9 protein-coding genes are annotated in these 12,669 nt (G+C 70.9%); 2 read left to right on the forward strand and 7 right to left on the reverse strand.

Annotated elements, in window-relative coordinates; translation table 11 throughout:
* Positions 1-70: 70 nt before the first annotated feature.
* Positions 71-1,027, reverse strand: a complete 957-nt coding sequence (locus tag AB0B94_RS24585) for a DMT family transporter (protein ID WP_357284730.1) — start codon at positions 1,025-1,027, stop codon at positions 71-73.
* Between the two features lie 86 nt (positions 1,028-1,113).
* Between AB0B94_RS24585 and AB0B94_RS24590 the strand changes: the two genes are divergently transcribed.
* Positions 1,114-1,659: a CGNR zinc finger domain-containing protein gene (locus tag AB0B94_RS24590; protein ID WP_238667150.1), complete on the forward strand. Its 546-nt coding sequence runs from the start codon at positions 1,114-1,116 to the stop codon at positions 1,657-1,659.
* Here the strand turns inward: AB0B94_RS24590 and AB0B94_RS24595 are convergent.
* The 6 genes from AB0B94_RS24595 to AB0B94_RS24620 form a co-directional block, all read right to left on the reverse strand.
* Positions 1,626-2,225 (reverse strand): GNAT family N-acetyltransferase, encoded by a 600-nt coding sequence (locus tag AB0B94_RS24595; RefSeq protein ID WP_357285250.1) that lies wholly within the window; start codon positions 2,223-2,225, stop codon positions 1,626-1,628. The two genes, AB0B94_RS24590 and AB0B94_RS24595, sit on opposite strands and share 34 nt — an antisense overlap.
* 417 nt (positions 2,226-2,642) lie before the next feature.
* Positions 2,643-4,052 (reverse strand): class II fumarate hydratase, encoded by a 1,410-nt coding sequence (locus AB0B94_RS24600; RefSeq protein WP_357284733.1) that lies wholly within the window; start codon positions 4,050-4,052, stop codon positions 2,643-2,645.
* Between the two features lie 35 nt (positions 4,053-4,087).
* Positions 4,088-7,066 carry a BTAD domain-containing putative transcriptional regulator gene (locus AB0B94_RS24605; RefSeq protein WP_357284739.1) on the reverse strand — a complete coding sequence of 993 codons (2,979 nt, stop codon included), beginning with the start codon at positions 7,064-7,066 and terminating at the stop codon, positions 4,088-4,090.
* Between the two features lie 258 nt (positions 7,067-7,324).
* The gene (locus AB0B94_RS24610; protein WP_238667174.1) at positions 7,325-8,992 is read right to left on the reverse strand and encodes a fumarate hydratase; all 1,668 of its coding nucleotides are present in this window, start codon (positions 8,990-8,992) and stop codon (positions 7,325-7,327) included.
* A 126-nt stretch (positions 8,993-9,118) separates the two neighbouring features.
* A complete protein-coding gene (locus AB0B94_RS24615) occupies positions 9,119-10,558 on the reverse strand; it encodes a PQQ-binding-like beta-propeller repeat protein (RefSeq protein ID WP_357284744.1) in 1,440 nt (479 codons plus the stop codon).
* Between the two features lie 78 nt (positions 10,559-10,636).
* The gene (locus tag AB0B94_RS24620; protein ID WP_357284747.1) at positions 10,637-11,140 is read right to left on the reverse strand and encodes an Lrp/AsnC family transcriptional regulator; all 504 of its coding nucleotides are present in this window, start codon (positions 11,138-11,140) and stop codon (positions 10,637-10,639) included.
* A 139-nt stretch (positions 11,141-11,279) separates the two neighbouring features.
* On the opposite strand from AB0B94_RS24620, the gene hppD reads away from it, so the two are divergent.
* Complete coding sequence (hppD, locus tag AB0B94_RS24625; protein ID WP_357284750.1) at positions 11,280-12,485, forward strand: 4-hydroxyphenylpyruvate dioxygenase; 1,206 nt, start codon at positions 11,280-11,282, stop codon at positions 12,483-12,485.
* Positions 12,486-12,669 lie beyond the last annotated feature (184 nt).

Genomic DNA, 12,669 nt, shown 5'->3' on the forward strand with positions numbered 1-12,669 from the left:
TCCCACCGCCAGTGGAATTCGCCGTCTGACGGCAAGTGCCGGCGATCAGGAGCACACCGACCGCGGACTCTCACCGTCCGTCAAGCGCCAGCTCGGGCTCGGGCGTGGCCGGCGCGGGCGACCCGCGCAGTTCGTCGAGGCGTACCAGGGCGACGCCGGCGACGATCAGCGCACCGCCGAACAACTGCCAGCCGGTGGGCAGCTCGTTCAGGAACAGCCAGGCGACCAGCACCGCGAAGAGCACTTCGGTCAGCCCGACGAACGACGACAGTCGGGGCCCGAGGATCCGGGTGCCGGCGATGCCGGTGAGGTACGCGATGACGGCGGCCACCAGCGACAGCCCGGCGATGGGCACCAACCAGCTGGTGGGCTGCCCGGCGAAGGTGACCTCACCGAAGGTGGCGTGCAGCGGCAGCAGGCCGGTCAGCCCGATGAGGAGCAGCACGGCGGCACCGACGGCCATTCCACCGCTGGCCAGGGCGACCGAGGGCAGCCGGGGGTCGATCCGGCCGGCGAGCACGAAATATCCGGCCAGGCCGAACGCCGCACCCAGCCCCCAGAGCACGCCCACCGGGTGGAAGTCGGCGGTGCCGGCGAGGTCGAGCACGAACGCCAGCCCGGCCAGCGCGGCCACCGCCCCGGCGATGGTGAGCCGGCGGGGCGGCTGCCCGTGCCGCAGCCACATCCAGACCACGACGAGGATGATGCCCAGGTATTCCAGCAGCAGCGCGACACCGACCGGCAGGTAGCGCACGGCGTTGAAGTAGCACACCTGGGCCACCGCCACCCCGAGGAGCCCGAACACCCCGATGGCCGCGGCGTTGCTTCGCAGCACGTCCCATTTGCCCCGCAGCGACAGCAGGGCGGGGATCGCCAGCACCAGGGCGGCAACGCCGACGCGGGCGATCACCGCGGACTCGGCAGACCAGCCGGCCTCGATGAGCGACCGCGCGAAGGTGCCGGAGGTGGCGAAGGTGACTGCGGAGAGCAGCGCCAGTCCGACGCCGGCAGCAGGTCGTGAGTGCATCTCGCGCTCCTCGCAATGGGCACCGTGTCATGAGCAAACTATCCTTGTACTGATGACGCTAGGCGGGGGCAATGACAGGAGTCAAGTTGCTATTCGCTCATGACACCGAGTGTTCTCTGATCGCCGCCGCGGCGCTGGTGAACACCGCAGGTCGGGACGGCGAGTTGCTGCCCGACATCGCTGCGCTGGACACGTTCTTCGTCCGCCACTCCTACAGCGGCCGGCACGAGCACACCGAGGCCGAGCTGCACGCCGTACGGGAGCTACGGCCCCAACTGCGCCGCATCTGGTACGCCGAACCGCCCGAGATCGTCGCGGTGGTCAACGGTCTGCTGCTGGAACACAAGGCGCTGCCCCAGCTCATCGAGCACGACGACGAGCCGTACCACCTGCACGCCGTTCCCCGCGACGCGCCGCTGGCCACCCGGATCGCGGTCGAGGCCGCCATGGCGATGGCCGACCTGGTCCGTACCGGCGAGCTGAGCCGGCTGCGGATCTGCGAGTACCCGGACTGCGACAACGTCGTCGTCGACCTGTCCCGCAACCGGTCCCGCCGGTTCTGCGAGGCCGGTTGCGGCAATCGCGCCGCGGTGACCGCCTACCGCGCCCGCCGGGCCGCCGGTCGCTCCTGACCGGCGGTCGCCCACTCCTCGGCCCGCACCTCGTACTCCACCTCGCCCTGCTCGGTGCCCGGAATCGGGTCGTCCCACTGCGGGTGGAAGGTCCGCACGTAGTGCAGCCCGGCCTTCACCATCACCCGCCGGGAGCGTTCGTTGACAGTCATCGTCTCGGCCCAGACCCGACGCACCCCGACGGTGTCGAAGGCGTACCGGACCAGCGCCCGCGACCCCTCGGTGGCCAGCCCGCGCCCCCACGTCGCGCGGCGCAGCCGATAGCCCAACTCGGCCTCGGTGCCGTCCGCCGACGGGTCCAACGCGAACCAGCCCAGGAACTCGCCGGACTGCCGATCATGCGCCGCCCACCGACCAAGCCCGGGATGCCTGTCGTACTGGGCCAGCAGCCTCGGCAACTGCTCGTCGCGCACTGTGGCCAGCGGGGTCGCTACGCCCCCGGTGAGGAAACGCATCACCTCGGGGTCGGCGTCCAACTCGACCAGCGCGTCCACGTCGGCCATCGTCAGCCGCCGCAACCGCAGCCGCTCGGTCCCCGCCGGCACACCCGCGCCATCGTCACCCATGACCCGGATCATCCGTCCCGCCCAGGACCACGTCGAGCCGTTTATCGGGACCAGGTGCGCGGAAACCCCGACCGCCGTCGCGGGCGAGGTGGTCGGGTCAGCTCGGGGCGCGGCCACGAAGAACCGCCAGGAGTACGCGTCGACAACGAGCACGGGCCGGAGCCAGCCACAGCGGGAGTGCACCCACCAGGGCAGGCGAAGGCGATGCCACAAACGAGTCAGGTCCAAAGCATCCGCCCAAGACATCCTCCGACCCCGCCAACAGCTGCCAGCTCCCCACGCGCACGCCGGCCATCTCGCCCGACCAGGCAAGATCGTGCTCGATGGTGGAAAGAGTGGGGTCCCTGGCGCACGGAAGCCACTACATCCAGGATCGAGCGCGATCTTGGCGCAGTCCGGCCCCGGGCAAGCGAGGGATCAGGGGTGGGTCATCCGAAGCAGGTCCAACGTCTCGTCGAGCTGGGTCTCGGTGAGCTTGCCGGAGTCGACGTGGCCCCGGGAGATGACCACCTCGCGGATCGAGGTCTGCTTTGCCAGCGCCTCCTTGGCGATGGACGCGGCCTCGTCGTACCCCAGGTAGCGGTTGAGTGGGGTGACGATCGACGGTGAGCCCTCGGCGTACGCCAGGCAGACCTCGGCGTCCGCGACCAGGCCGACCACCAGCCGGTCGGCGAAGAGCCGGCTCACCGCGGAGAGCAGCCGAATCGACTCCAGCAGGTTGCGGCCCATCACCGGGAGCATCACGTTCAGCTCGAAGTCGCCCTGTGAGCCGGCGAAGCCGACCGTCGCGTCGTTGCCGACCACCTGGGCGCAGACCTGCCGCATCGCCTCGGCGACCACCGGGTTGACCTTGCCCGGCATGATCGACGAGCCGGGCTGGAGGTCCGGGATGCGCAGCTCGCGCAGACCGGCGCGGGGTCCGGAGCCCATCCAGCGGATGTCGTTGGCGATCTTGTAGAGGCCGATCGCCACGGTCCGCAACTGCCCCGAGGTTTCCACCAGCGCGTCCCGCGCGCCCTGCGCCTCGAAGTGGTTACGCGCCTCGCTCAGCGGCAACCCGGTCGACTCGCGCAGCTTGTCGATCACGGCGGCGGCGAAGCCGAGCGGGGTGTTGATCCCGGTCCCCACGGCGGTGCCGCCCAACGGCAGCTCGGCCAGTCGGGGCAGCGCGCCCTCCAGTCGTTCGATCCCGTAGCGGACCTGGGCGGCGTACCCACCGAACTCCTGCCCGAGGGTGACCGGTGTGGCGTCCATCAGGTGCGTACGCCCCGCCTTGACCACCGTCTCGAACTCGGCCGCCTTGGCCTCCAACGCGGCTGCCAGATGCGCCAGCGACGGCAGCAGGTCCTCCACGATGAACTGGGTGGCCGCCAGGTGGATCGAGGACGGAAAGACGTCGTTGCTCGACTGGGAGGCGTTCACGTGGTCGTTCGGATGCACAGGTGAGCCCAGCTCACGGCTCGCCAGGGTGGCGATCACCTCGTTGGTGTTCATGTTCGACGACGTGCCCGAGCCGGTCTGGAACACGTCCACCGGGAACTGGTCGTCGTAGCCACCGTCGGCGACGTGGGCGGCGGCGGCGGTGATGGCGTCGGCCACGTTGGCGTCGATCACGCCCAGCTCGCCGTTGACCTCGGCCGCCGCGCCCTTGATCTGGGCGAGGGCCTTGATCTGGGCCGGTTCGAGGCCCCGGCCGGAGATGGGGAAGTTCTGCACCGCACGCTGGGTCTGCGCCCGCCACAGCGCCTCGGCGGGCACCTCCACCTCGCCCATCGAGTCGCGTTCGATGCGGTAACCGGTCGCCTCTGGAGTCGTCACGCGTACCATCCTGCCGCGCCCGTGGCCGACTCGCAGATGATCCGTCAGCCCAACTCGGCGAGCAGCCGTTCCACCTCGCGCTGGTCCGGCGACTCGACCTGCCGGAACAGCGCCAACGCCCGCTCCAGGTGTGCCCGGGCCGCCGTCGGATCCGTGTCCCGTACGCAGCGGGCGATGCCCTCCAACGCCCGGGCCTTCTCGTAGCGGGCACCGAGCCCGCTGGCGTCGACGAGCACCCGACGGTGCAGGTCGAGCGCGCTGGCCACGTCTCCCTGTTCGAGGATTGCCCGGGCCAGCAGGTTGCGGGACGCGCACTGGCCGATGCGGTCGCCGGCGTCGACCATCGCCACCAACGCTTCCCGGTGCAGCCCGGCGGCATGGTCCGGCTGTCCGGCGTTGCGCTCCAGCACACCGATCTCGTTCAACAGCTCACCTTCGCCAAACCGATTGCCGGCCTTCCGCTTGAGGCGTAGGGCAAACCCCAGCAGCCGACGCGCCGGCTCGTCGTCACCCGACCGGTGGCGGATCATGCCCAGGTGCCCCAACGCGTTGCCGATCTGGCGCGGATCGCCGAGCTCGCGGGCCAGCGCCAGGTGCCGCCGACACGTACGCAGCGCCTCGTCGTAGCGTCCCCACAGCAGCAGGGTCACCGAAAGATTGTTGAGGGTGTTGGCCAGTGGCACCTGCTCCTGCATCCGCCGGGCCAGCGCCGCGGATGCCTCCAGGCACTCCCAACCCCGGCGGTAGTCGCCACTGGCGACGTAAGAGTTGCCCAGGTTACCCAGGGTGTTGCGCACATCGCTTCGCAGCCCGAGCCGGCGGTAGACGTCGAGCGCCCGCTCCATCAGCCGGTTCGATTCGGCGAACCGACCCAACCGGTAGTGGGCCGAGGCGAGGTAGTTGAGCATCATCGCCACCGCCTCCTCGGTACCAAGTTCCTCGGCCATACGCAGCCCAACCACATGCGTCTCGATCAACTCGTCCAGGTGGCCGCCCTCGAACTGGGCGTACCAACTGGCCCTCGCCAGTTGCCAGCAGTGCCGGCCGAAACCCTCGGCTTCGGCCAGACGGACCAGGGCGGTGATCGCGGCCAGGTTGTCGTCGAACCATCCTCGGCCCTGCTCGGCAACGGGCAGGACCAGATCGGGACGCGCCGGCTCGGGTAGCAGCGTCAGGCTGAAGTTGGAGGAGAGCTCACTCTTGCGGGCGATCACCGTGGCGACGTGCAGGTGATGGTCGAGCAGACGCTCGATGCCGTCCCGCCGTTCACCCGCCCACCCCGGCTCGGCGACGAGCGTCCGCGCGTACTCCCGCACCAGGTCGTGCAACCGGTAGCGGCCGGGCTCCGTCTCCTCGACCAGGTTCGCGTCGACCAGCTCGTCGAGCAGGTCCTGCGCCTTCGGAAGCGACTGCCCGGTGAGGGCGGCGGCCACCGGGGTGTCGAGCCGCACCCCGGGATGCAGGCCCAACAACCGGAACGCGCGCTGCGCGACAGGGGACACCTGGGCGTACGACAGGGCGAAGGCGCGGCCGACCGACCGCTCGCCCACCTCGAACTCGGCCAGGGGATCCGGTCGGCTGGTCAACCGCTCGGCCAGGTCGGCGATTCGCCAACGCGGCCGGTGTGCCAGCCGGGCACCGGCCAGCCGGATGGCCAGCGGCAGGTGTCCGCAGCGTCGGACGACCTCGGCGGCCGACTCCGGCTCCGCCGCCACCCGGGCCACGCCGACGACCCGCCCGAGCAACTCCACCGCCTCGTCGCTGTCGAGCACGGGCAGCGACGAGGGTCGCCCCTCATCCACCCCTACCAGCCGGCGGCGGCTGGTGATCAGGATCAGGCAGTGCGAGCCGTTGGGCAGCAGTGGTGTCACCTGGTCGGCGGTGGCCGCGTTGTCGAGCACCAGCAGGGCCCGTCGACCGGCGAGCTCGCTACGCCAGAGCGCCAGCCGGTCGTCCTGGCTCGTCGGCACCCTTTCGGCTGGCACACCGAGCTGCCGCAGCAGCGTGGCGACCGCCGCGGCCGGCGTCAACGGGGTGCGCTCGCTGTGCCCGTGCAGGTCGATGTAGAGCTGGGCGTCCGGATAGTCGTCTGCGAGAGTGCTGGCGAGATGCACAGCGAGGGTGGTCTTCCCGCTGCCCGCCATGCCGTCGATGAGCTGGATCCGGGCCCCGGCCTCCACCTCCTTAACCAGGCGGGCCATCGTCTGCTGCCGGCCGGTGAAGTCGCCGATCGCGCGGGGCAGCGAGCGGACCGGAGCGGACGGCCGCGCCTCCCGACCGGCCAGGGCCAGGTCACCGGCGAGCACCCGCTGGTGCAGCTCCTGCAACTCGGTGCCCGGCTCGATGCCCAGCTCGTCGGCGTAGGTCCGCCGGCCCTCCCGGTAGACCGCGAGCGCGTCGGCCTGCCGCCCGACCGCGGACAGCGCCAGCATCAGTTGTCCGCGCAGCCGTTCCCGCACCGGGTGCTGGTCGACGCTCTCGGCGAGTTCGCCGATCAGCTCGGCGGCCCGCCCGAGGCGCAGCTCCACATCGACGCACTCCTCCAGCGCGGTGAGACGCTGCTCGTCGAGTGCCTGGGCACGGCGCCGGACGCTCCGGCTCGGGATTCCGCCCAACGCCGGCCCACGCCACAACGCCAGGGCGGCGCGGAATTCGGCACGCGCGTCGACCAGGCGACCGGCAGTGGCGGCGGCTCGGGCCGCCTCCACGCCCCGGGTGAAGACCTCGACGTCCAGGTCGGTCGTTCCGGTACGCACCCCGTACCCCGCCGGGTCGGTGACGATGAGGTCCGGTGCCAGCCCGAGTTCGGTGAAGCGGCGGCGCAACCGCGACACACAGGTCTGCAACTGCGCCCGCGCGGTGGCCGGCGGGCGGTCCTCCCACACCGCGTCGACCAGCTCGTCGACCGGCACGAGCCGGCCGGCCCGCAACAAGAGCGTGGCGAGCACGATCCGGTCGCGCCCGGCGGTGACAGTGGACTCGCCACCGCCCACCCGCAGGGGCCCCAGGATCCCGAACCGCATCTGCTCTCCCGCGTCAATGGTGCAACTTCCAGCAGAGTAGTCCGGTGGTGACGGACCGCCTCGGTCAGGCGATAGTGATCTGAGAGCGGATCGACAGCGGTGCGCCGCACACTCATTCCGAGTTGTCGGTGACGGCATCCGACGGGGGCGGTGCGCCCGTCCCACCCCAGGGGGCGGGCGTACCGATGTCGGCAGAGCACGGGCGACAGAACGGGCGCCGGGCGAGTTCGCCCGGCGCCCGATCGCGTACCTGTCGAGTCAGCGGCGGCCGACGGTGAGCACCGGCTTGGTGACCTCGGCGAAGAAGTCGTTGCCCTTGTCGTCGACCACGATGAAGGCGGGGAAGTCCTCCACCTCGATCTTCCAGACCGCCTCCATGCCCAGCTCCGCGTATTCGAGCACCTCGACGTGCTTGATGCAGTCCTGGGCGAGGCGGGCGGCGGGGCCGCCGATCGAGCCGAGGTAGAAGCCGCCGTGCTGCTGGCAGGAGCGGGTCACCTGACCCGACCGGTTGCCCTTGGCCAGCATCACCTGGGAGCCACCGGCGGCCTGGAACTTCTCCACGTAGGCGTCCATCCGGCCGGCGGTGGTCGGGCCGAACGAGCCGGACGCGTACCCCTCGGGGGTCTTCGCCGGGCCGGCGTAGTAGACGGCGTGGTCACGCAGGTACTGCGGCATCGGCTCACCGGCGTCCAACCGCTCGGCGATCTTGGCGTGGGCGATGTCCCGGGCGACCACGAGCGGCCCGGAGAGCGAGAGGCGCGTCTTCACCGGGTACTTCGACAGCTCCGCGCGGATCTCGTCCATCGGCCGGTTGAGGTCGACCCGGACCACCAGCTCCGCGTCGAGCGAATCGTCTGTGACGTCGGGCAGGAACCGCGCCGGGTCGGTTTCGAGCCGCTCCAGCCACACGCCCGACGGGGTGATCTTCGCGACGGCCTGGCGGTCCGCCGAGCAGGAGACGGCGATCGCCACCGGGCAGGACGCACCATGCCGGGGCAACCGGACCACCCGTACGTCGTGGCAGAAGTACCGCCCACCGAACTGCGCGCCGATGCCGAAGTTGCGGGTCAACTCCAGCACCTCCGCCTCCAGCTCAAGGTCGCGGAAGCCGTGCGCGCTCATCGAACCGGAGGTCGGCAGCGCGTCGAGATACTTGGCGCTGGCGTACTTCGCGGTCTTCAGCGCGTACTCGGCGGAGGTGCCGCCGATGACGATGGCCAGGTGGTACGGCGGGCAGGCCGCGGTGCCGATCAGCCGCAGCTTCTCCTCCAGGAACTGCATCATCCGCGTTGGGTTGAGCAGCGCCTTCGTCTCCTGGTAGAGGTACGACTTGTTGGCCGAGCCACCGCCCTTGGCCATGAACAGGAACTTGTACGCGTCGGGGTGCCCGTCCGGGTCCTCGGCGTACAGGTCCACCTGGGCGGGCAGGTTGCTGCCGGTGTTCCGTTCGTCCCACATGGTCAGTGGCGCGAGCTGGGAGTAACGCAGATTGAGCTTGGTGTACGCCTGGTAGACGCCTCGGGAGATGGCCTCCGCGTCGGCACCGTCGGTCAGCACGTGCCGACCGCGTTTGCCCATCACGATGGCGGTGCCGGTGTCCTGGCACATGGGCAGGACACCGCCGGCGGCGATGTTGGCGTTGCGCAGCAGGTCCAGCGCGACGAACCGGTCGTTCGGCGAGGCGGCCGGATCATCGATGATCGCCCGGAGCTGCGCCAGGTGCGCGGGGCGCAGGAAGTGCGCGATGTCGTGCATCGCCTCGGCGGTCAGCGCGGTGAGCGCGGCCGGCTCCACGGTGAGGAACCGACGACCTCCGGGGCCGTGTACGACGTCCACGCCCTCGTCGGTGACCAGGCGATAGTCCGTCTGGTCCGGGCCGGTCGGCAGCAGAGGGGCGTACGAGAATGCGGCGGCACTGCTCATGAGCGGCAAGCCTAGGGCAGACCGGTCGATCACTCCCACCCGCCGGGCGGGTCCTGGGACGCCGCTCTCATCCACCGGGCGTGCCGGGCCCGTCCGCGATCCGGATCATCGGGCGAACCGCCCCGCTCAACCGTCCTTGCCACCGCCCGGCTCGGGGCAGAGTTCGCCCTTCGGCCCGCAGTCGCCGTCGTTCGGCCCGTCGGGGCCGGGGCTCCCCGGCCCGGGATTCCCACCGTCGTTGGGCGGTCGGGCGGGCGAGCTGCCGGACGCGCCGCCGAAGCGGACGTACCCGATCTCCCGCCCCTCGCCGATGATCATCCCCTGCGACCCGACGGCGAGGGCGTTCGCCGAGGTGCGCAGGGCGGCCAGCTCCCGGCCGGTGCGCGGGTCCAGTGCCGCCAGCCGGGACGGCTTCTCGTCGGCCACCACCGCCGCGTACGGGGTGAGGGCGGCTGCGGCCTTGCCGCTGGCCTGTCGCGTCCAGAGCACCTTCTCGGTGCCCAGTTCACGGGCGATGACCGAGCGCTTGTCGGCGGCCCGGAACACCGCCGAACGATCGTCCACCGCGATCAACCTGGTGCCCGCCTCACCGACCCAGAGCAGCCGGCCGTCGTACCCGTCGATGACCGTTTCGCGGCCGTCCGGTGCGACACCGATCAGCACGTTCCGCGCGCCCTGCGGGTCCTCGCGTTGCACGCAGCCGGCGGAGTCGGCGGTGCGCAGGTTGATGCCGGCCCGCTGCCAGGCCTCCTGCCCGGTCGCCGAGTCCCGGGCGGAGATGGCGAAGTAACAGGTGCCGTCCTGGGAGCGGGCGGCGATCCGCAGCAGCCGGCCGCCCACCACGGAGAGCCGCTCCTCCCGGTCGGGCTCGACGTTCTGCAGCACCCGGCCGGTGGCGGTGTCGACCACGTGGACCCGACCGTCGACCGGGAAACCCAGCAGCGGTGGCGCGGCCTCCGCCCCGGCCACGCCGTCGTCGATCCGGGTGGCGGTGAGCCGGCGGGTGCCGCGCAGGCCGGGGTTGTCGGCCAGCAGGCCGCTGTGCACCCCGGGCAGGAAGGCCGTCCAGAGCGGCGCCGTGCCACGCGGGTCCCAGGCGCTCAGGGTGCAGTCGGTGGCGTCCGTGCACCTGGCGTCGAGGAGCAGGTTGCGGTACGTCCAGACGGCCACCGCGTCATCGTCACGCCGCCGGGTCACCCCGGTCGTCGGGTCGAGCAGCTCATACCCCTTGACCAGGAGCTTGCCCACGGCCACGACCGGGTCCCGGTCGCCGCCGGCGACCGCCGCCCAGTCCGCCTTGCGCTCCCAGAGCTGGGCGCCGGTGGCCAGGCTGCGAGATTCCACCCGGGTGCGTTGCTCGACCACTACGGCGTCGCCGGCGATGGTCACGCTGCGCGGGGTGCCGCCGACCCGTTGCTGCCAGACCACGTCGGGCTCGGAGATGGGTTCGCTGCGGTCCACCCAGTCCCACAGGCCGGGGAACGGGTTCCACACGCCGGTGGCGGCGAGCGCGACGACCACGGCGAGGCCGAGCAGCAGCCCACCGCGCACGCTCCCCTTCGCCACCCGCACACCGTAGCCACGATCACGGATCTTCCGTACGCCCGCGCCGCCGTGTCGCCGCGCTTTCTGCGCTCGGAGGTGTTACAGCGCCCTTCCCTCCACCCGGACAGCGCTACGCACCAGCGGCAGCGTGCGGTAGGGGATCTGCTCGGCCAGCGCGATGATCGTCGAGGCGCGGGTGATGCCGGCGGACGAGACGATCTGGTCGATGACCCGTTGCAGGTCGGTGTTGGAACGGGCCACGATCCGACAGAGCAGGTCGCTGGAGCCGGTGATGGTGTGCGCCTCCAGCACCTCGGGGATGGCGGCGAGGTGAGCGGTGACCGGGTCGTGACCGTGCCGCTGACTGATCTCCAGGGTGACGAAGCTGGTCACCCCGAACCCGATCGCGGCCGGCGCGATCTCGGGGCCGAAGCCCTCGATGACCCGCCGCTCGACGAGCTTGTCCAGCCTCGCCTGCACTGTGCCCCGGGCCACCCCGAGCCGCCGGGAGCACTCCAGCACCCCGATCCGCGGCTCCTCGGCGAGCAGTTCGATCAAGCGCACATCGAGCACGTCGAGCTGTACATTCTGCTCACCATTCATGAGTGACGACCATACCGAATGCGCAACCTGACCAGCATTTCTGCCAACAGTTGCCCACTCGACGCCGGGGCAGCGATCCTCCCCACAAGAACCGACCACGGCGGCCCACAAGGCCGGCCGGTACGCGAGGGAGCCCACCATGACCCAGGCGATCGACCGACCCCAGTCGACCGAGGACGTCGACGTCGACCGGCTCGTCGGCGCTGTCGACCACGACATCAGCCACGACCCGTTCCCGGTGCGGGGCCTCGACCACGTGCACTTCCTGGTCGGCAACGCCAAGCAGGCCGCGCACTACTACTCCACCGCCTTCGGCATGACCTGCGTGGCGTACCGCGGCCCCGAGCAGGGCTACCGGGACCACGCCCAGTACGTGCTGACCAGCGGCTCGGCCCGGTTCGTGCTGACCGGCGCGGTGCGCCCGGACGCCGAGGGCGCCGAGCACGTGGCCCGACACAGCGACGGGATCAGCGACATCGCGCTGGAGGTCCCGAACGTGGACGCCGCGTACGCGCACGCCATCGCGCAGGGCGCCGCCAGCGTCGTCGAGCCGCACGAGGTGACCGACGAGCACGGCACCGTCCGAATGGCGGCCATCGCCGCGTACGGCGACACCCGGCACACGCTTGTCGACCGGTCCCGCTACACCGGCCCGTTCCTGCCCGGCTTCGTGGCCCGGGGCCCGATCGTGGACCGGCAGCCGATGATCGACGCCGGCGTCCAGCCGAAGCGCTTCTTCCAGGCCGTCGACCACGTGGTCGGCAACGTGGAGCTGGGCCGGATGGACGAGTGGGTCGAGTTCTACAAGCGGGTGATGGGCTTCTCCAACATGGCGGAGTTCGTCGGCGACGACATCGCCACCGACTACTCGGCGCTGATGAGCAAGGTCGTGGCGAACGGCACCCGCAAGGTGAAGTTCCCGCTCAACGAGCCGGCGATCGCCCGCAAGAAGTCCCAGATCGACGAGTACCTGGAGTTCTACCAGGGCCCGGGCGCGCAGCACATCGCCGTCGCCACCAACGACATCCTGGCCAGCGTCGACGCGATGCGCGCTGCTGGTCTGGAGTTCCTGGACACCCCGGACTCGTACTACGACGACCCGGAGCTGCGCGAGCGGATCGGCAACGTGCGGGTGCCGATCGAGGAGCTGAAGGCCCGCAAGATCCTGGTCGACCGGGACGAGGACGGCTACCTGCTCCAGATCTTCACCAAGCCGGTCCAGGACCGTCCCACCGTCTTCTTCGAGCTGATCGAGCGGCACGGCTCACTGGGCTTCGGCAAGGGCAACTTCAAGGCGCTCTTCCAGGCGATCGAGCGGGAGCAGGAAGCCCGCGGCAACCTGTAACACTTGCGAGCGTGACGCAACCTCCGTCGTACCCGACGCCGCCGGTCGGTGGGCTTCGACCCACCGCCGGCGGCTTCGCGCCGCAGCCCGGACCAAACCCCCAGGGGTACGCCCCGCAGTACCGCCATGCCGAGTTCACGCGAGCAGTCGTCGTTAAGGTGTCCCCGTGAGCGAGCGAAGCGGA

This window comes from Micromonospora sp. NPDC048986 (assembly GCF_040649335.1).
Taxonomy (GTDB): Bacteria; Actinomycetota; Actinomycetes; order Mycobacteriales; family Micromonosporaceae; genus Micromonospora; species Micromonospora alfalfae.

Coding starts and splice junctions, on each gene's coding strand:
- AB0B94_RS24585 (WP_357284730.1), bottom strand. CDS start 1,027: ATGCACTCACGACCTGCTGCCGGCGTCGGACTGGCGCTGCTCTCCGCA.
- AB0B94_RS24595 (WP_357285250.1), bottom strand. CDS start 2,225: ATGGGTGACGATGGCGCGGGTGTGCCGGCGGGGACCGAGCGGCTGCGG.
- AB0B94_RS24600 (WP_357284733.1), bottom strand. CDS start 4,052: ATGGTACGCGTGACGACTCCAGAGGCGACCGGTTACCGCATCGAACGC.
- AB0B94_RS24605 (WP_357284739.1), bottom strand. CDS start 7,066: ATGCGGTTCGGGATCCTGGGGCCCCTGCGGGTGGGCGGTGGCGAGTCC.
- AB0B94_RS24610 (WP_238667174.1), bottom strand. CDS start 8,992: ATGAGCAGTGCCGCCGCATTCTCGTACGCCCCTCTGCTGCCGACCGGC.
- AB0B94_RS24620 (WP_357284747.1), bottom strand. CDS start 11,140: ATGAATGGTGAGCAGAATGTACAGCTCGACGTGCTCGATGTGCGCTTG.
- hppD (WP_357284750.1), top strand. CDS start 11,280: ATGACCCAGGCGATCGACCGACCCCAGTCGACCGAGGACGTCGACGTC.